General features: G+C 38.6%; 19 protein-coding genes. 14 read left to right on the top strand and 5 right to left on the bottom strand.

Going from position 1 to position 18,307, the window contains the following annotated elements; translation table 11 throughout:
- The first annotated feature begins 76 nt into the window (after positions 1-76).
- Genes EHR01_RS15545 through EHR01_RS15535 form a run of 3 tightly spaced genes read left to right on the top strand, consistent with a single transcriptional unit; the run spans position 77 to position 2,691 of the window.
- Positions 77-1,147 carry a zinc ribbon domain-containing protein gene (locus EHR01_RS15545; RefSeq protein ID WP_135696000.1) on the top strand — a complete coding sequence of 357 codons (1,071 nt, stop codon included), beginning with the start codon at positions 77-79 and terminating at the stop codon, positions 1,145-1,147.
- 1 nt (position 1,148) lies between these two features.
- Complete coding sequence (locus EHR01_RS15540) at positions 1,149-1,676, top strand: LIMLP_15305 family protein (protein ID WP_135695999.1); 528 nt, start codon at positions 1,149-1,151, stop codon at positions 1,674-1,676.
- A 19-nt stretch (positions 1,677-1,695) separates the two neighbouring features.
- Positions 1,696-2,691: an SPFH domain-containing protein gene (locus tag EHR01_RS15535; protein ID WP_135695998.1), complete on the top strand. Its 996-nt coding sequence runs from the start codon at positions 1,696-1,698 to the stop codon at positions 2,689-2,691.
- 172 nt (positions 2,692-2,863) lie between these two features.
- On the opposite strand, the gene EHR01_RS15530 is transcribed toward EHR01_RS15535, so the two are convergent.
- Both EHR01_RS15530 and EHR01_RS15525 read right to left on the bottom strand, forming a co-directional pair.
- Positions 2,864-4,615, bottom strand: coding sequence for a patatin-like phospholipase family protein (locus EHR01_RS15530; RefSeq protein WP_135695997.1), 1,752 nt, complete (start codon positions 4,613-4,615; stop codon positions 2,864-2,866).
- A gap of 15 nt (positions 4,616-4,630) precedes the next feature.
- On the bottom strand, positions 4,631-5,947 hold the full coding sequence (locus tag EHR01_RS15525) for an MATE family efflux transporter (RefSeq protein ID WP_244310145.1): 1,317 nt from the start codon (positions 5,945-5,947) through the stop codon (positions 4,631-4,633).
- Positions 5,948-6,003: 56 nt separating this feature from the next.
- Between EHR01_RS15525 and EHR01_RS15520 the strand changes: the two genes are divergently transcribed.
- The 9 genes from EHR01_RS15520 to EHR01_RS15480 all read left to right on the top strand — a co-directional run bounded on the left by EHR01_RS15520 (position 6,004) and on the right by EHR01_RS15480 (position 13,721).
- Complete coding sequence (locus tag EHR01_RS15520) at positions 6,004-7,314, top strand: amidohydrolase family protein (protein WP_135695995.1); 1,311 nt, start codon at positions 6,004-6,006, stop codon at positions 7,312-7,314.
- Positions 7,315-7,344: 30 nt separating this feature from the next.
- Positions 7,345-8,037, top strand: coding sequence for a hypothetical protein (locus tag EHR01_RS15515; protein ID WP_135695994.1), 693 nt, complete (start codon positions 7,345-7,347; stop codon positions 8,035-8,037).
- On the top strand, positions 8,034-9,851 hold the full coding sequence (locus EHR01_RS15510) for a TrkH family potassium uptake protein (RefSeq protein WP_135695992.1): 1,818 nt from the start codon (positions 8,034-8,036) through the stop codon (positions 9,849-9,851). Before EHR01_RS15515 ends, EHR01_RS15510 begins: the two co-directional genes overlap by 4 nt.
- A gap of 7 nt (positions 9,852-9,858) precedes the next feature.
- Positions 9,859-10,554: a potassium channel family protein gene (locus EHR01_RS15505; RefSeq protein WP_135695990.1), complete on the top strand. Its 696-nt coding sequence runs from the start codon at positions 9,859-9,861 to the stop codon at positions 10,552-10,554.
- Between the two features lie 3 nt (positions 10,555-10,557).
- Positions 10,558-11,334 carry a cobalamin-binding protein gene (locus EHR01_RS15500; protein WP_135695988.1) on the top strand — a complete coding sequence of 259 codons (777 nt, stop codon included), beginning with the start codon at positions 10,558-10,560 and terminating at the stop codon, positions 11,332-11,334.
- A gap of 85 nt (positions 11,335-11,419) precedes the next feature.
- The gene (locus EHR01_RS15495; protein WP_135695986.1) at positions 11,420-12,259 is read left to right on the top strand and encodes a MotA/TolQ/ExbB proton channel family protein; all 840 of its coding nucleotides are present in this window, start codon (positions 11,420-11,422) and stop codon (positions 12,257-12,259) included.
- 20 nt (positions 12,260-12,279) lie between these two features.
- A complete protein-coding gene (locus tag EHR01_RS15490; protein WP_004787714.1) occupies positions 12,280-12,699 on the top strand; it encodes an ExbD/TolR family protein in 420 nt (139 codons plus the stop codon).
- A 1-nt stretch (position 12,700) separates the two neighbouring features.
- Entirely contained in the window at positions 12,701-13,123 is a 423-nt protein-coding gene (locus EHR01_RS15485; RefSeq protein WP_015677138.1) for an ExbD/TolR family protein, read from the top strand.
- A 1-nt stretch (position 13,124) separates the two neighbouring features.
- Positions 13,125-13,721: an energy transducer TonB gene (locus EHR01_RS15480; protein ID WP_135695984.1), complete on the top strand. Its 597-nt coding sequence runs from the start codon at positions 13,125-13,127 to the stop codon at positions 13,719-13,721.
- Positions 13,722-13,813: 92 nt separating this feature from the next.
- On the opposite strand, the gene EHR01_RS15475 is transcribed toward EHR01_RS15480, so the two are convergent.
- On the bottom strand, positions 13,814-14,650 hold the full coding sequence (locus EHR01_RS15475; protein ID WP_135695982.1) for an LBF_0142 family lipoprotein: 837 nt from the start codon (positions 14,648-14,650) through the stop codon (positions 13,814-13,816).
- 197 nt (positions 14,651-14,847) lie between these two features.
- Positions 14,848-15,219, bottom strand: coding sequence for a phasin-related domain-containing protein (locus EHR01_RS15470; protein WP_004785689.1), 372 nt, complete (start codon positions 15,217-15,219; stop codon positions 14,848-14,850).
- A 156-nt stretch (positions 15,220-15,375) separates the two neighbouring features.
- On the opposite strand from EHR01_RS15470, the gene EHR01_RS15465 reads away from it, so the two are divergent.
- The gene (locus EHR01_RS15465) at positions 15,376-16,275 is read left to right on the top strand and encodes an AraC family transcriptional regulator (protein ID WP_135695980.1); all 900 of its coding nucleotides are present in this window, start codon (positions 15,376-15,378) and stop codon (positions 16,273-16,275) included.
- A 75-nt stretch (positions 16,276-16,350) separates the two neighbouring features.
- Positions 16,351-16,800, top strand: a complete 450-nt coding sequence (locus EHR01_RS15460; protein ID WP_135695978.1) for a DoxX family protein — start codon at positions 16,351-16,353, stop codon at positions 16,798-16,800.
- A gap of 170 nt (positions 16,801-16,970) precedes the next feature.
- Here EHR01_RS15460 and EHR01_RS15455 read toward each other — a convergent pair whose 3' ends face one another.
- Entirely contained in the window at positions 16,971-18,263 is a 1,293-nt protein-coding gene (locus tag EHR01_RS15455; protein WP_135695976.1) for a malic enzyme-like NAD(P)-binding protein, read from the bottom strand.
- Positions 18,264-18,307: the final 44 nt, after the last annotated feature.

The raw sequence follows: 18,307 nt of genomic DNA, 5'->3' as shown, positions 1-18,307 counted from the left end.
GTTGGAAAGATTCTATGTGGGTTTTTACGAATTGGAAATATTTTTCTTGCAAAAGTCAATTTTTTGCAGATAAACCTTGGTTGCGATGGCAGAAGAAAGAATCTATGAAATGCTTTGGGACTGCGAATTTTGCGGATCAAAAAAATTACTCGGTAAAACACATAGGCATTGTCCCAATTGTGGAGCCACTCAAGACCCAAGCCGTCGATACTTTCCAAACGATGCAGACAAAGTTGCTGTCCAAGACCATATCTATTACGGAGTCGATAAGGTTTGTCCTTTCTGCCAAACTCCGAATGGAGCCAAAGCCACGTTCTGTGGAAACTGTGGAGGTTCTTTAGATGGTGCACAGAATGTCAAACTCAGATCCGATCATGATGGAATCACAGAAGACTCTGTCCAAAAAGCCAAAGAAGATTTAGCCTTCCCCAATTCCGAATATATCAAACCTCATCCCAAAACTCCCAAATGGGTTTTGTGGTTACTGGGAACCATTGTGATTGGTGGGATTGGATTTGTTTGTCTAGGTGTTTTATGGACTGAAAAAGTAGAATTACAAATCACTCACCATGAATGGTCTCGCACAATCGCCATTGATCAGTTCAAACCAGTTTCCGAATCCGAATGGTGTGACTCTATGCCTTTGGGTGCGTACAGTGTGTCCCGCAGTCGCCAAATCAGAAGTTATAACAGCATTCCTGATGGAGAAGATTGTCATACAGTTCGTTCGGATCGTGGAGATGGAACCTTCTCTGAAAGTGAAAGTTGTACTACCAAATACAGACAAGAACCAGTGTATGATGACCATTGTAGTTACCGCATCGACAAATGGGCCTTTGACAGAAATGCTGTGGCCAAAGGATTTGGAACCACACAAGAACCCTATTGGCCCACTCCTCAAATTCGCGAATGTGCGAGCACAAGTATTGGTTGTGAACGTTTAGGACCCAAGGAAGAAAAATATATAGTTCATTTCACAGAGTCTAGCGGAGAAACCAAAGGAGAAAAACATGACTGTGATTTTGATATGGCTAAATGGAAATCATTACCAGCCAAAGGGCTCTACCAAACTGAAAAAAGTGTCATCTTTAACTACATCACTTGTAACACCATACAGACGTTAGAAGGAAACGTAACAGAGGAATAAAATGGACCAAACTTGGTTAAAAACTACATTAGAACGTTTTAAGAACGAACAAGATCCCATACGTAAGTTTTTAAAAGAAACCAAACTTTTTGAAGAAGCTCTTGCTAACCAAGAGTATGAAAAAACCGATCTTCTCATCCGAAAAGAACTCGGAGGAATTCTTACTTCATTTAAAGAAAGTTTTCGTAAACTAGAAGAAGGTTTTGTGGCAAAAGCGCAAATCCAAAACATCGGAAAAACAAATCCTGCTACGACACTCCTCGATCGAATCATTATGAAAGTAGGTTCTGCTGGGTATGGACTGAATGGACTCGGCGCGGGAGTCAAAGCCACTGCAGAAGAAATGGAAAAACTACTCAACCATGACTTTACGATGTTGGAAAAAGTGGGGAACATACAAAAAGAAATTTTGGATTCCCTTCCCAGTGCTTTTGTGACTAACCCAGAGGCCGCCATCGAATCCATCAACAAATTACTGTTAGATTTTGAAACACAATTTGAATCAAGAAACTCAATCTTTTTAAAATAATAAAATAAGGAAATAAACCATGGCACTAATCGATAGAATTAAATTTGAAGGCAGTCCCAACGAAATCGTTTGGAAGTATCCATCTGATGAAATCAGTACCGCAGGACAACTGGTGGTGGATGAAAGTCAAGAAGCCATCTTTTTTAAAGAAGGAAAGGCATTGGATACTTTTGGTCCCGGAACTCATACTTTAAAAACGGGAAACATTCCCATCCTTGAAGCTCTCGTCAATCTTCCGTTTGGTGGGAAAACTCCTTTCACTGCGGAAGTATATTATGTAAACAAAGCCATCTTTGCGATGAAATGGGGAACCAATACTCCAATCCCTTTGGAAGATCCAAAATACAAAATTGTATTAAACATCCGTGCTTTTGGTGATTATAAATTTAGAATCAAAGATGCAAGATCCTTTTTACTGAATGTAGTGAAAGGTGGAAATCGAACTACCAACGAATCCATTGATGAATTTTTAAAACCAAATATAGTACGTGGGATCGGTGATTTTATTTCGGAAGTCATTTTAAATAACAACACATCTGTAGTGGAGATTAATAAATTCAGAGATGAAAGTTCCACCGCAGGAAAAGTCAAACTAGCACCTGAATTTGAAAAATATGGAATCGACTTAACAGAGTTTAATGTATCATCGGTGAACTTTGACCAAAACGATCCCAACTACCAAAGAATCCAAAAAATTATTACCGATAAATTCGAAATCGATATGCTCGGCGATAAATACCAACAAAAGAAAATGTTCGATATTGGACAAGCCGCTGCAGAAAACGAAGGCCAAGGTGGTGGTGCGATGGGTGCCGGGATGGGGATGGGAATGGGGATGAATATGGGCCAAATGATGGGCAATATGATGAACCAAGGGGGAGGCCAAAGTGGTGCAGCTCCAGCTGCCAATGACCCAGCCGCACGGATTGCCAAACTAAAAGGATTACTCGACCAAGGACTCATCAACGCAGAAGAGTTTGAAGCCAAAAAAAAGGAAATCCTTTCTTCTTTGTAAAAACAAAGAAAACTTTAAAACATCCAAACCACTTACCGGAAATTTTAATTTTCGTTAGGTGGGAAATCCAAAGCAAAAAATCTTATGAATCAATTCATTTCGAATCAAAACGATTCAAAAAACGAATCCATTCACAGAATCATTTGAAAATAGTTTTTTTGTCTATCGGTGCTTAAGAAAACAATTGTTTGATCTCTGCTAAGTTTGCTTCTGCTTCCTGTTCCCCTTTATCAATGATTTCTTGGTAACGAGCAAAATCAAATAACTGGAATTCTTCCAAATGAAAATGTACAAAAAGATCCATTTTAGGTCGTTTGAGACGAGTGATCTCTCTTCCTTCCAAGGTAATGGTTCTTGTCATAATCTGTAAGATAGGTGGGTATTTTAAAGTATCCCAAATATAACGAAAGAATCCTTTTTCTGTTGTGTTTCTGTCTTCAAAGAGTTTGACCGGAACAATTTCTTGCAAAGGAGAAACGTTGATTCCCATCACCACATCTGCACCTTTAGAACGAATGAGATTTTCGGGAACGTTATTGATCATTCCCCCATCCACTAATAATTTTTCACCGAGTCTATAAGGAGGAAAAGCACCAGGCAAACTCATCGCACTGGTGAGAGCTTCTGTAATGGGACCTTGGTCAAAGATATGTTCTTTTCCTGTTTGCAAATCTACAGCGGAAGTGGCAAAAGGGAGAGGTAATTCTTCAATTCTTTGGTCACCAAACCCTTTCTTTAACATACGTTTCATTCGTTTTCCTTTAAAAAAGGCAACGACCGGGATTGTTGGATCAAATGCACTTTCCAATCCACCAAAGAAGTTTTTAATCATCTCTTCAATTTCTTCAGGTGAATTTTTTCTCGCATACAAGGCCGCAATCACAGCTCCCATCGATGCACCAGAAACAAAATCAAAATGAATTCCTTCTCTATGTAACACTTTTAACAAACCAACATGTGCGAGGGCTCTTGCACCACCACCACCTAACGCCAAACCTCTCGTTTTTGCCACAAGGTATCTAGCTAACGTATCTTTTTGATAAAAGGTTTTGAGTGATTGGTCTTGGGGAAGGTAACTTTTACGAACGCCACTTTCCATCATACGAATGGCACGGCCTTCAAAGTTTCTGATTCTTGTTTTCCAAAAATTGATGATCTCTTCTTTTTCTTTATAAAACTTTTCTGGTTCATCTTCCCAAAACACAATGAAGTCAGATTGTACTACAAGATAATGTAAATCCACTCTGGAAGTGGATTCATCAAAATAAATATGAAGTAAGGGGGTTTTACTTCTCAGGTTGGTTAGATACTCAGAAATTTTTGTTGGGTCCATTCCCTTAAAAGTAGAAATGGGAATGGCAGATGATAATTTTTTGGTTACCTCACCATACTCGTCTAAGAAGGATTTTACTTTTTCACCAAAATGATATTCAGGTTCTAAAGGAACATGAACACATAACCTTCGCAAGCCGGGAAATGTATCTTTATGGCTAGAACGGTCTAAATTTTCTCGCATCCGCGAGCCCATCATTTGAATGATGTTTTGTGCAAAAACCTTCTCTTGGGATGCTAATTGTAAAAAAAGTTTTCCATTCAAAACATAAACAAGGGAATCGATGACAGCAATGGCAGACGTAGAGTGGTTAGAACTAGAGATGAGTGAGTTCTCTGCCAATACTTGGCCAGAACCTACATAAACATGACTTTGGCCAGCAACATTCTCAAGAAGGATTTCACCGTATCTGACAATGTAAATCGATTCCGAAGACTCTCCTTTATAATAGAGAGCCTCGTGGCTTCGGATTAATTTTTCTTGGACATTGTTTGCCAGTCTTAAGAGAACTGCAGGGGGAAGTTTTTTGAACAAATCCACAGACTTTAAAAAATTTTGTATGGCCTGTCGTTCTACTTCTGTTCGTTTCATTTTCCCCTCGTTCTATTAAATTCGTATGTTCACCCACTCCTTCTTACGAAATTTTCTGACAAAAATCACTGCCATGAGTAAAATCCAAATAAAAAACGCAGTCCAGATTCCGAAATTTCCCCACGCTAGGACAATCCCGAATAAATAAGCCAAGGGCAACATGATGATGAAAGATACAATAAGATAAACAAACATTACATAGTACATCATCCCTGCACTGCGAAGTGCAGAACCAATCACCATATGATAGGCATCTCCCACTTGGATGAGGGCCACAATACAAAGTGCAGGATAAGCAACTTTCGCAACGGCAGGAACATCGGTAAAAAGTCCAATGAGCCAAGGCCCTCCAATGATAAAAAAGAGTCCCATACTTCCCATCACAATGGCTGAGAAAGTTGCAGAACGCATGGTTCCTTCATAAGCCAATCGCAGTTTTCCTTGTCCCATTGATTGGCCGAGAATGGTAGTGGCCGCAATCCCAAAAGAAAACCCAGGCATAAAAGACAAACTAAGACATGTTAATACAACGCTAGCCGAGGCAAGGGTGGTTGTGCTAATCATGCCTGCAATTTTATAAAATCCTGAAAAGGCAAAGTTAACGAGTGTTCCTTCCACAGCAGGAGCAAATCCAACCATACAAAGTTCTTTGATGATTTCAAAACTAGGAGCAAAGATTTGATACTGAAAGAACTTGATAACATCTTTACGGAAAAAATAAAACACCACAATCAGAAGTGCAGGAACAGAAGATAAACTGGAAGCAATGGCTGCACCCTTCACTCCCCAAGCTGGGAAACCCCAGTTTCCAAAAATTAGTAACCAGTTAAAAAAGATATTGGTGACAGCAGCTAAAATGGAAGAGATCATCCCCACTTGTACAATTCCAATTCCGTCAAAAAATCCACGTAAGGCAAACCCAACAAAAAAGAGAACCGTACCAATAAAACGATAGGAAAGATAAACTCCTGCCACTTCGATCACTTCCGGATCATCTCCAATCCAACCCATAAATTGTGGAGCATAAAGGAATCCAAAATAGGACAAAAGAGATCCTAAAACTAAGGACAAATATACGGAGTTAACTAAAGTGATTCCGACACCTTTGTCATTTTTTTCGCCAAATCGACGTGCTACGATGATTTGTACGGCCATGGATCCACCCATCAGAAAGGCGAAGATGGAAAAATAAACCATTCCACCAAATCCCACTGCGGCAAGAGGAACTTCACCTAATTTCCCTACCATAGCAGTGTCTGCCACCATAATGGCTGTATAACTGATCATTCCAAAAAAAACAGGGATTGCTAATCCAAGAATTTTCTGATTCAATCGAGTTGGCTTCAAGATGCGTCTAATTTTGTGAAGCATAGTTTTGTCATTCTTATATGTATTGCGATCTACACAACCACCTTTATGGATGTTTACCCCCTGAAACTTTGTATCGAATTGGAAAAAGTAACCCAGAACCTAGATGGCATCTCTATTTAGATTCTTATGAAAAAGCATATGGGTTAAAAATTCGGCCTTCTACTTTTTTTGAAGATTATGCTGACATAAAAGATTTTTCCAAACTCTATCACTTTCGAGAAAAGGCTCCTTTTTTACATTTCCAAGCAAAGTTTAATCTCATCATCGCACTTGTAAAGTTTGATGAAAGAGAAATTACAGAAGTAACACATGATGTTGTCTTATCCAATAGTTTGGATGATATCAGTTATGCCGAATATCGTTTGATGTTTGGTAAAGAAGAACCAAAAGAAAGTTTTTATAGCAAACTAATGGCTTGTTTGGAAGGGCTTTCCAAAGGCGAAAACTCTGCGAAAAAAGAAGGAAAACCCATCCAATCAAAACTTGTGATGTCTCTACATAGAGATATCAATTTTGAAAGGCATTATGATTGGATGAAAAATTGGATGGAGAAAGAATCTATCATTCGAGAAGGGCTTGTGGGAATTGATTTCTGTCATATCGAAGAAGGTCATCCCCCGAAAGATAAAAAAACTTTTTTCCAATCGATAATCAAAGACAACAAAGCAGAACCAAACACTGCCTTATCGATCCTTTATCATGTGGGAGAAAGTTTTCGAGACAAAACTCCCTTCTCAGCAGCCCGTTGGGTTTTGGAATCTGCGTTGAATGGTGCCCATCGGTTGGGACATGCATTGGCACTGGGAATTGATTCCGATTATTTTTTAGGAGATGAAAGGACAGAACTTGTATCAGAAGCCAAAGACCAAATCGAATGTGAATTGGAATCTTATGATGAAATTTCTTCCTTTGGAACTTTTTATCCCAAAGAAGAACTCGAACTCAAACGAAAGGAATTAAAAAGCAAACCTGATTCCGAACTATTAAAAATCCAGTTTGATGCAAAACAGTCCCAATACCTCCATACCTTTCAAAACTATGTTATGTCTAAGATAGCGCAAACAGAGGCTGTGATTGAATGTTGTCCCTCTTCTAATTTATACATTGGGATGTTGGAGTCGCACATCGATCACCCGATCACAAGGTTTCTGCAAAACGATGTCAAACTCACCATCGGATCCGATGACCCAGGTTTATTTGGGACCACCATGCCAGAGGAATATGGCCATGCCCATACAGCGGGTGTCTCTGAAAAAGATTTAGAAACCATCCGAGAGAAGTCTTTTTCCTACAGATCCACCAAACTTTCAGGCCGTGAATTGGATTGACCCTGACAGAGATTAGTTAAACTGGAAAGTATGCGGATTTTTTCCCAAGTTTTTGTGCCCATGATTGTCTTTTCTTTGGCAATGGGACCTCTTTTTGGACAAACCAAAGAAGGTTTTTATGACACAAATAACTACGATCTAAGAAATCTCCCAAAATCCGATCCTGAATCCAATGTACTGCAGGATGTAACCATTCCACCTAAGTTTGAAACTCCTGCTCTGGCCACTCCCAAAAATGTAAAAACCCAATACAGTGGGATTGAGTCCATTCCCGGTGCTGGTGCTTTAATGAATTCCAGAACGACTTCCAATTCGAGCCAATCAGCAGCCAATCCCTACAATCTAACTGGTTCACAAAATTTACCAATCAACCCACTCACTGGGGAAATCAACGAACAAGCCCTACAAAACCAATTACAAAAAAGTAGAATCAAACAAGAGTTAAAGAAAAAACAAAAAGAAGAGTTTGATGAGGATGCGGTCTACGAAGAAACTAAATTCAGAAGGGCCTATATCATTTTCTTTTTGACCTTACCGTTTGCTCTCATTGTTTCAGCAGGTGGTGTGGCCCTCCTGGCACCAGCTTTACAAAAATCTGCCATAGCAAGTGGGATTCTCATTACAGGAACCACTGGTCTTTCTGGAACCAATGTTTATCTAGACAGACAAAGATTAGAAGAACACCGAGAAAAGAAAAAACAATTGGCTGAAGTTTTCCCTTGAAACTCAAACGATTCATCGTTTTCCTATCACGTTATTTTCTTTATTTACAAGTCCAAAGATACGAAATTCGAAAATTCTATGTAGAACACTTCCGTTGGCTGGGAAGAACGTTTTATATATTCTTTGGTTTTTTGTCCGTTACCATATTAATTTTAGATTTTGGATTTTATTATCCGGAAATTTGGAAAGAGTATGTAACACTTTCAATTCGAACTCTCGTTTCCTTTTTTATTTTCTATGAATCCATCCATTTATTTTTTACGAACAAACGTTGGAAAGAATATGTATCCATTCACAAAATAGAACTCATCATCTTACTGATGTTAGGACTCGAGTTTATTTATGAAAAAAATATAGTCTCGATTCTGAAGTCCTATCATATTTCGGGAGATGATACCACACTGATCTTTTTATCAGCCAACCAAGTTTTGTTTTTGTTTTCTAACTTAGCCCATTTTTATCGACTTTCTAGAAATCATGATTCCAAAAAACTAAACCCTTCCATTGTATTTGTATTATCATTTGCTTTTATCATACTACTAGGTGTTTGTTTTTTACATTTTCCAAAATCAACCAATGGAACTGTTCCTTCGATTGACATTGTATTCACAACGATTAGCGCCACTTGTGTGACTGGACTTTCCACAGTCGATATCAGTTCGAGTTTCACATTGACCGGACAATTGATTGTTTTACTTCTCATCCAGGTGGGTGGGCTCGGGCTTATGACCTTAACCAGTTTTTTTTCGATCTTCCTTGCAGGAAAAGTATCGGTAAGTGATACAATGATGATCAAAGACCTTCTTTCTGAAGAAACAATGGGTAGAGCCAAAGAAATTTTAAAACAAATCACACTCCAAACCCTTGTCATTGAATCCATTGGAGCGATATTATTATTTTATAGTTTTCCAGAGAACTTTCCGATCGCCCTCTCTGAAAAAATTTATTATTCTATCTTCCATTCTATATCTGCATTTTGTAATGCTGGTTTTAGTTTGTTACCGAATGGACTCGCAACAGAAGCCTTCCAAAGATCAGAAGGTTTTTTATCTGTGATTATGTTTCTGATAGTTCTTGGTGGGCTTGGATTTCCTGTTTTATTCCAAATTCGTACAAGGTTTGCCAATCCTTTTGATTTTAAGTTTCGTTGGTCTGTGACATCTAAATTAGTGTTTTGGACGACCAGCTGTCTTTTGTTATTTGGTTGGGTCTCTTATTATTTTTTAGAACAGAATTCAAGTTTAAAAGGTTTAACCACATCCGAACAAATCTTTCATTCTTTGTTTTATTCGGTCACCACAAGAACCGCTGGATTTAATACTTTGGATCTAAGCCAAATGGGATTTCCCATCACCTTCATTTCTTTCTTTTTAATGTGGGTGGGAGCCTCTCCTGTTTCCACCGGAGGTGGAATCAAAACCACAACCTTTGCCATCTCTTTATTAAACATAACCAATGAAATTCGCGGAAAAGATAGAATGGAAATCGACCACCGAACAATTGCTAATTCATCAATTGCAAGAGCCAGTGCTACGATTGTTCTTTCTTTATTTGTGATATTTGTTGCCATTTTTTGTTTGTTACTCACTGAAAATGCTAACTTTATCGATTTGTGTTATGAAGTGGTTTCTGCTTTTGGGACAGTCGGTCTCACTCGTAGTCTCACTCCTCATTTGAGTGATTCTGGTAAAATTATCATTTGTACCGTAATGTTTGTGGGTAGAGTTGGAATTTTAACACTACTTGTAGCACTCTCTAAAAAAGTAGATCGTATCTCGTATGAATATCCGAAAGAATATGTGGTTGTAGGTTGAACTTCGTATGCAAAGAAAAAAAATAGCAGTCATCGGAATTGGAAGTTTTGGAAAGTTGTTTGTTCGTTATCTATTTGATGACGGACATGAAGTCATTGCGATCGACAAAGATCCAACCATCATCGATTCCATAAAAGATTATGTTACCATTGCTGTTACCTTGGATGCAACCGACGAACATGCATTACAATCCCAAGGAATATCTGAAGTGGATTATGCAGTCATTGCCCTTGCCGATGATTTTGAAACCTCTATCATTTGTGCCGAAAGTTTAAAAAAATGTGGTGTCAAAAACATTTACGCTCGTTACCAAACAGAATTGCAAATGAAGGTTTTGGCACTTCTGGGAATCAAAGATTTGTTTAATCCTGAAGAAAAAGCTGCAAGGAGTATGGCCGAAACCTTATCCTTTTCTGGAATGCGTTCTAGTTTTTTACTCTCGGATGAATACAGTGTGGTAGAAGTCACGGTTCCCAAACGTTATATCAACCAAACCATCGCCGATGCAGATCTTCGTCATAAATACAATATCAATGTCATCACCATCAAACGCCCCACGATCAACAAAGATACCAAACGTGTTTCCGATTCAAAATCTGAAAAGATCTTAGGAATCCCACATGGAAACACCATCCTCAAAGAAGATGATATCATTGTTCTCTTTGGATCCCAAACGGACCTGGCACGTTTTCTGGAAACATAAAATATGGGTCCAGAACGAATCATTTGTCTTACAGAAGAACCTACAGAGATGTTGTATCTTTTGGGTGAAGAAAAACGGATTGTAGGAATCTCGGTTTATACAGAACGACCGACTCGTGCTAAGCAAGAAAAAACCAAAGTCTCTGCCTTTATCAGTGGGAACTTAAAAAAAATAACGGCTCTCGAACCCGATCTTGTCATTGGATTTTCTGACATCCAATCCCAACTTGCCAAAGACCTCATTGAACGAGGATTAAATGTTATCATCTTTAATCAAAGATCCATCACAGAAATCTTAGCCAATATGCAAATCTTAGGGAACCTTGTGGGCCAGGCCGAAAAAGCAAAAAACCTCATCTTAGAATGGCAAAACGCAATAGAGTTTTGGAAACAAGAGAACGAATCCAAAACATACAAACCGAAAGTTTTTTTTCAAGAATGGGATGAACCCATCATCACAGGAATCCAATGGGTGAGCGAAGCCATCACACTGGCAGGTGGCGAAGATTGTTTTTCGCACTTAAAAGACCGTAAACTTGCCAAAGACAGAATCATCACAGCCGAGGATGTGAAGGATGCCAATCCCGATGTCTATGTTGGTTCTTGGTGTGGAAAGGCGATGGACTGGGACTGGGTGCGGAACAAACCAGAATGGTTATCTACAAACTTTATCAAATCCAACAAAATCTTTGAACTAGACCCAAGCATTATATTACAACCAGGGCCTGCTTTGTTTTTAGAAGGAATTCCTAAACTAAAAGAGATCTTCTCCTCCCTTTAATTCCCTACTTTGTCATTCCGCTGTCATATAAATGTAACAGAGATATTCTAGATTTGAAACATATCAATTAGATATGGAGACATTCATGAACTTTTCATGTAACCTGACAAAGAAAAAAATCGCTTTGTCTTTTGTGACCCTACTCATCACAATCTTTACTCTTGCAGAAAAAATCGAAGCACAGGCAACCCCTGCTGCACCAACGACTGAATCCACACAAACCACAGAAGCACCAGCAGAAACTCCGGCTCCTGTAGCAGAAGCTCCTGCGGAAGCACCACAACAAGAATCTGAAATCGGACTCGTTAAATTGTTTGTGACTGGTGGATGGTCAATGTGGCCACTACTCCTTTCTTCTATCGTTGGATTTGGTGTGATCTTAGAAAGAATGTATTTTTTCTTCACAGCAAAACTAATCAGAAAAGGATACAACCAAGATTTACAAGATGCCATTGATGCTTCTGGAATGAATGGAATTGAAGAATTCTTAAAAGCAAACGAAGGCCAAAAAATCACTGATGTATTAAAAAATGGTATGGAAGTTTCTCAAAACGATCCAGAGATTTTTGCAGCTGGTATCGAAAGAGAAGCTGGTGAAGTGATGACTCTTCTTGAAAAAGGTCTTACTGTTCTTTCTGCAGTTTCAACGATTGCTCCACTCGTAGGATTTCTTGGAACTGTATCAGGTATGATCAACGCATTCGATGCGATTGCAAATGCTGACCAAGTCAACGCGAAAGTGGTTGCTGGTGGTATCAAAGAAGCACTTATCACAACGGCTGCTGGTCTTATCGTTGCGATTCCTGCAATGACATTCTACCAATACTTACAAGGCCGAGTTGCATTCTTTACTTCTGAAGTAGAAGAAGCTGCAAACAAAATCTACAAAGAATACTTAAAACTCAAAGCCGGAAAAAGAGCGTAAGTAACGGAAAGTAACTAACCATGATTAAGTTAAAGAAAAAACAAGAACTAGAGGAGATATCGGCAGCATCCATGTCGGATATTGCCTTTCTACTCTTGGTATTTTTTATGGTAACTGCTGTATTCTTTGTAAAGGAAGGACTTAACATTTCTCTTCCTCGCAAACAATCCGAACCTCAGCCTTTTTTACGTAAAAATGTATATGAAATTTTGGTAACACAAGACAGATACAAAATGCGTAACCCAGCATTCGGAACCAAAGAATATTCTAGTTTAAAAGAATTTCGTGATGATCTAAACCAAATGGAAATCCCGGATCTTAAAAACAAACTAGCACTCATTGTTACAACCGGTGATACCAAATATGCAAAGATGTTGGATGCCTTATCCGCAGTTCAACTTCGTGGATTTGAAAAAATCTCAGTGAGAAAGAAGAAATAATATGTTACGAAGAAAGAGAGTCGCACCTTCAGTTCCCGTAAGTTCAATGGCAGACATTGCCTTCTTACTGCTCGTGTTCTTTATGGTAACCTCAGTATTAGATTCGGATCCAGACCTTCCCATCAATCTACCAGATGTTCCTGGTGGAGAACAGTTAAACAAAAAGATTGCCAATCTTTATCTAACTGCTGATGAAAAGAGAACTGTCTATTTCAACTCAGTGAAGATGGAACTTAACGAAGCAATGAGTGAAATCAGAGCTAAAATTTCCACTACACCTGACTTAAAAGTTTTGATCCACGCAGATCAAGATTTGACTTATGAAGAGTTGGACAATGTATTCGAAACTCTCCGAGAGATTGGAGCCTTAAAGGTTTCTCTCGTTACCAAGACCACTCAAGGTGGCGGGTTAAAAGGAAAGTAACGTGAACGGAACAGTTGTTACACAGAAAAGATCCAAACGAGAGAGAATCCATCGGTTCATTGATAGATACCGAATCGAAACTGGTCTCGCCATTTCTGCCTTTTTACAAGCCATCATCATTCTCTTTTGGTTCACTCCTCATTTGGAAACCGATAGTTTGGATGACCTTGTAGAAGAAGTTGCTTTCATCGACAATGTCCAAATCCAAGAACCATCTACCGATTCCAAACCAACCGATGGTGATTTTGATCTGACTGACAAAGAAAAAGAAGAGAAAAAAGAAGACCCACGCATTGCCGGTGCTTCTGATCCCATCGTTTCGGGAGCAACATCTCCAGTGGATTTATCACCTAACGTTCGCCCAGAATATACATCCGATGCAAAAGCTCTTGGTGTGACAGGAACTATGACTTTGGAAGTGATCATTGGAAATACTGGCGAAGTGTTAAGAGTTCGCTCCGTAGGAAAACAGTTAGGTGGCGGTCTTGAAGAAGAAGCCATTAAAGTTTACCGAAGAAAAAGATTTTCTCCATCGATCCTAGAGGGAAAAGCCATCACCGTGAAGGTGCTTGTTCCCATTCGATTTACTTTAAATTAAAATTATCATTGGGGCGAATCCACCACCAAACGGTGGTGGACCGGGCTCTCCGCTGCAATCTGCAAGCAGGATTTCCGCTACGATCCCTTTCGCTATTCTGGTAATTCCAATACCTTATCTTCTTCTTCCATAGGTTGTTTTGGAATTTCTATTTTTTCGATTCGGATTTCATGAACAAAATCAGGATCTTCAAACTTATCTAAAATACTAATACGTCTCGGGTATTGTTTGTCGTTCCAAACTTCATAGTATCCGTATTTGATCACACCTTTATAAAAACTAAAAAGTTCCCGGTAGGTAAACTCCATCCATTCCAGGGCTCCGCTTGTTTTTTCAAAGTAACCAACATATTGGTCTGTGTCGGGAGTGGCATTCACCTGCACAGAGGTAAAATAAACTACTTCATAGTCCTGGCCTAATTTTTGACTGGGTCCTGCATATTGGATGATGGGGTATTCTGTCAGTCGCCAAGGCAGTGTTAGATACAAACGAAGGGATTCTAAATAAACTCGAACTTCATCGTCACCAGTAAAAACTTTTCCAGTATCAGCAGCAATTTGGTAAGTGTCTTTTTTGACAAGGCCGAGGATCAGGCCTTTTTTTTCACCACCAAGGAATTCCACTTCCATTGCATCTTTTTCCAAATCCAAATACACACGTAGCCTTTGTTCCGATTCTTTGATCGGTGTAAAAAATCGAACAAATTTAGAATGCCAAACATCTTTCAATACAAATTGAATATGTTTGTAACCTTTCCAATCGCCAGGTGTGAGTTCTTTCACAGGGGGATTTGTGATGATAAACAATCCCTTCTTTTTTAATTCAGGATTAAAACCTTCTTTTTGTAAGGTGGGAGGGCGTAGATCAGCCAAAGAACAAGAAATAAAAAATAAAGAAATGGAAATGAGTAAAACATGGAAACGAAACATTGATTCCAGAGTGAAGCAAAAACGATCCTCTGTCAATAGGGAAAGTGAGTTAGAAAAAATCGAAGTGGGAAAGAATCAAAAGATTTGAAATTTCAAAAGAAACTAATGAAAGAACTGTTAAAAGAAAGAAGAGATTTGGACACTAAAGAACAAAAGAGATAAGGTCGGAATCCCGACCCTCTCTTTTTAAATGATACTTATGCTTTTGCAGCACCTGTTTTTTTGATCGATTCAGCAACTTCGTTGATTTTTGCTTTTACGGATTCGATTTTTCCTTCAGGCATTTTTGCTTTGATTTCTTCAGCAATTTTGTTGTAGTTTTCTACGATTTTAGAACGAGTTTCGTCGTAGTTTTTTCCAGCAACACTAGAGAATTCTTTAATGTCTGTTAGGATTTTGTCAACGGATTGGCGAATCTTTACAGAATCTTCCGTGTTGTCCAAAGCACCTTTGGATACTAATTCATTGTAAGTTGTTTCCAACTGAGTTTTTGCTTTTTCAAGACCTTCTTTTCCAGATTGGAAAAGTCCGATTCCTGCGTTAAGAATGTCCATGATTTGTTTTTCCATAATTTAGCTCCTGGTTTTCACCTATTTGTGCAGCGCACAACACAGTTATGTGCATTGCACAAAATCTTTCAAGAACTTTTTTATCCCATTTTGTAAATTTTTGGATTTTTTTTTCGTAACCCAGTTTACGGTTCATTTTTATAGAATGGTTCTGACATGAAGACGCTGAATTCTCCAGCCAAGATACAAACGGAAATCAAAAACATCCCGATGGTACACTTAACAGATGTTCATGAGGATGCCCAAAATCCCTATTTCTATGCCGGCCGTTTGGAAGAATTACCAAATGAATTCCAAAACTTTGATAGTTCCCATAGGCATTCGTATTATGCGTTATTCTTTTTTACAGAAGGAGAAGGAAATCATTCCATCGACTTCACTTCCCATTCGATTACAAAAAATAGTCTTTTCTTTTTAAGGCCGGGCCAAGTCCATTCTTGGACTTTTTCAAAACCTGTGAAAGGTTTCGCCTTAAAGATTTATCCTGACTATTTATCCGAACAGGCAGGTCAGGTCACAAACTTTCAAAACTATCCTTTTTTCCAATTGGGAAATGAAAATTCGAAACTAGTGGTAGAAGAAAGAGAACAGTTAAAAAACGATTTTGAAAGATTACTCACCGAAAAAAATTCAAAATCAAATTCTTCTATGATCTATCTTTTGATACAGTTGGTTTTGCAACAATCACTGAAAGAATTTAATACATCCTTTACAGACAAAGTGACCGTCGATTCCAAGTTATGGGATTTTTTTCGTTTATTAGAAAATCATTTTAAAGATCAAAAAACAACTTCGTATTATGCAAAACAAATTGGAACTTCCTCTGGAAATCTAAACCAATTATGCCAAAAACAATATGGAAAGTCCGCAAAAGCAATCATCCAAGAAAGGCTTATTTTGGAAATCAAACGACTATTACTACATTCTGATTTGAATATCAACCAAATTGCTCTGACTTTAGGTTTCTTTGACAATTCTTACTTCAGTAAATTTTTTAAAAACCATACCGACAACTCACCTGAAAATTTTAGACGTCTGAAACGAAAACTACCATAAAAATCAAATTCTCTCCATTTACCAACTTTCTATTTTTCCGTAAGATACAACCAACACTTAGAAAAGGAATTAGAAATGTTAGAAAAGTTATTCTACACAGAATCAAGTTGGCTTTTTACCTTACTCAGATTGGTTTTAGGTATTGTGATTTTGCCACACGGATTACAGAAGTTATGTGGATGGTTTGGAGGGTATGGATTTTCCGCTACTTTGGATTTTTTTAAATCGGAAGGGATCCCCTACGCCATCGGTTTTTTAGTCATTGTGGCAGAATCTTTCGGGGCACTTGGACTCATCTTCGGATTTTTCACAAGGCTTTCTTCGTTCGGGATTGGACTTACCATGATCGGAGCAGCCATTTATGTAAGAAAAAACGGCTTTTTTATGAATTGGTTCAACCAACAACCCGGCGAAGGATTTGAATATCACATCTTAGCCATCGGAATTGCAGTGATTTTGATGTTCACTGGCGGTGGTCAACTAGCAATTGATAGTTGGGTTGCCCAAAAAATCAATTCTAATTGAATCCCATAGATTCCTACAAAATAAAACGTTTTGAAAGATAGAAGGAAAGCGAATTTAGCGAAATCACATTAACGTAAAAACAAAACAAGTTTCAACCAAATCTAAATACAAAGTTTTCGATTGTTTCGTTTCGATCATTCGAAACCGAGAGAATCTTTAATGTTTTGTATTTAGATTTCTAAAGCGCTGATGGGCTCTTGTTGTTGGGCCATGATGGATTCCAAAAACTTTACATAAGCGGCGCGACCTGGATACTCTACTTGGTTGACTCCTGTTTTGACAGCAGCTTCTGCTACGGCCGGAGCCACATGGTAAAGAACCCTTGCGTCCAAAGGTTTTGGAATGATATAGTCAGCACCAAATCGAATTTCTTTTTCGTTGTAAGCTTCTGAAACTTCGATGGGAACCGGAAGTTTGGTGAGTTCGCTTAACGCATAAGCCGCAGCCAATTTCATTTCCATATTCACAACCTTTGCACGAACATCTAATGCTCCGCGAAAGATAAATGGAAACCCAAGTACATTGTTGACTTGGTTATGATAATCACTGCGTCCTGTTGCCATGATGAGGTCTGGTCTTGCACGTTTTGCATCTGGATAAGGAATTTCTGGATCAGGATTGGCAAGAGCAAACATAATTGGTTTCTCAGCCATTGTTTTTACCATTTCTTCTGTTACGACATTAGCAACAGACACTCCAATAAATAGATCCGTTCCAGGAAAAATATCTGCTAACGTTTCTGCATCGGTGTTACGAACAAAAGGAAGTTTCGATTCATGTAAGTTGGTTCGTTTGTGATTGATCACACCACGAGAATCCAACATATATATAGATTCATGTTTGACTCCGATATGTGTTAACATCTCAGCAATGGAGATGGCAGCAGCACCTGCTCCATTGATCACAACTTTGATGTTACCAGCTTTTTTACCGGTAATTTCTAATGAGTTTAATAAGGCAGCAGTAGAGATGATTGCAGTTCCATGTTGGTCATCATGAAACACAGGAATTTTCATACTTTCATCTAAAGTTTTTTCGATATGGAAACATTCTGGGGCACGAATGTCTTCCAAGTTGATACCACCAAACGTTGGTTCAAGGGCCTTAACAATCGTAATGAATTTTTCAGGATCGGTTTCATTGATTTCAATATCAAAGACATCAATGCCGGCAAATTTTTTAAACAAAACTGCCTTTCCCTCCATCACTGGTTTTCCAGCGGAGGCTCCAATATTACCAAGACCTAAAATAGCTGTTCCATTGGTGATGATTCCGACTAAATTTCCTCGGTTTGTGTATTCATAAACGAGATCAGGTTGTTTTTCGATTTCAAGGCAAGGGTAAGCGACTCCCGGTGAGTAGGCCAAGGACAGGTCGTAACTGTTCTCCGTTGGTTTTGTCGGAACTACTTTGGTTTTTCCTTTCGGAAACCTAGAGTGATACTCAAGTGCGCTATTTTTCATGGTCTATTTTCCCACGATTTATGATTCAATGGAAAATCCTAGAA

It is taken from the genome of Leptospira mtsangambouensis, assembly GCF_004770475.1.
In the GTDB taxonomy this organism is placed as follows: Bacteria; Spirochaetota; Leptospiria; order Leptospirales; family Leptospiraceae; genus Leptospira_A; species Leptospira_A mtsangambouensis.
The sequence above is the reverse complement of the archived record's forward strand: the minus strand, read 5'-3'. Positions and strand labels throughout refer to the sequence as shown.

Coding starts and splice junctions, on each gene's coding strand:
- EHR01_RS15495 (WP_135695986.1), top strand. CDS start 11,420: ATGAACTTTTCATGTAACCTGACAAAGAAAAAAATCGCTTTGTCTTTT.
- EHR01_RS15520 (WP_135695995.1), top strand. CDS start 6,004: ATGTATTGCGATCTACACAACCACCTTTATGGATGTTTACCCCCTGAA.
- EHR01_RS15485 (WP_015677138.1), top strand. CDS start 12,701: ATGTTACGAAGAAAGAGAGTCGCACCTTCAGTTCCCGTAAGTTCAATG.
- EHR01_RS15535 (WP_135695998.1), top strand. CDS start 1,696: ATGGCACTAATCGATAGAATTAAATTTGAAGGCAGTCCCAACGAAATC.
- EHR01_RS15470 (WP_004785689.1), bottom strand. CDS start 15,219: ATGGAAAAACAAATCATGGACATTCTTAACGCAGGAATCGGACTTTTC.
- EHR01_RS15455 (WP_135695976.1), bottom strand. CDS start 18,263: ATGAAAAATAGCGCACTTGAGTATCACTCTAGGTTTCCGAAAGGAAAA.
- EHR01_RS15490 (WP_004787714.1), top strand. CDS start 12,280: ATGATTAAGTTAAAGAAAAAACAAGAACTAGAGGAGATATCGGCAGCA.
- EHR01_RS15465 (WP_135695980.1), top strand. CDS start 15,376: ATGAAGACGCTGAATTCTCCAGCCAAGATACAAACGGAAATCAAAAAC.
- EHR01_RS15505 (WP_135695990.1), top strand. CDS start 9,859: ATGCAAAGAAAAAAAATAGCAGTCATCGGAATTGGAAGTTTTGGAAAG.
- EHR01_RS15515 (WP_135695994.1), top strand. CDS start 7,345: ATGCGGATTTTTTCCCAAGTTTTTGTGCCCATGATTGTCTTTTCTTTG.
- EHR01_RS15530 (WP_135695997.1), bottom strand. CDS start 4,615: ATGAAACGAACAGAAGTAGAACGACAGGCCATACAAAATTTTTTAAAG.
- EHR01_RS15540 (WP_135695999.1), top strand. CDS start 1,149: ATGGACCAAACTTGGTTAAAAACTACATTAGAACGTTTTAAGAACGAA.
- EHR01_RS15475 (WP_135695982.1), bottom strand. CDS start 14,650: ATGTTTCGTTTCCATGTTTTACTCATTTCCATTTCTTTATTTTTTATT.
- EHR01_RS15460 (WP_135695978.1), top strand. CDS start 16,351: ATGTTAGAAAAGTTATTCTACACAGAATCAAGTTGGCTTTTTACCTTA.
- EHR01_RS15500 (WP_135695988.1), top strand. CDS start 10,558: ATGGGTCCAGAACGAATCATTTGTCTTACAGAAGAACCTACAGAGATG.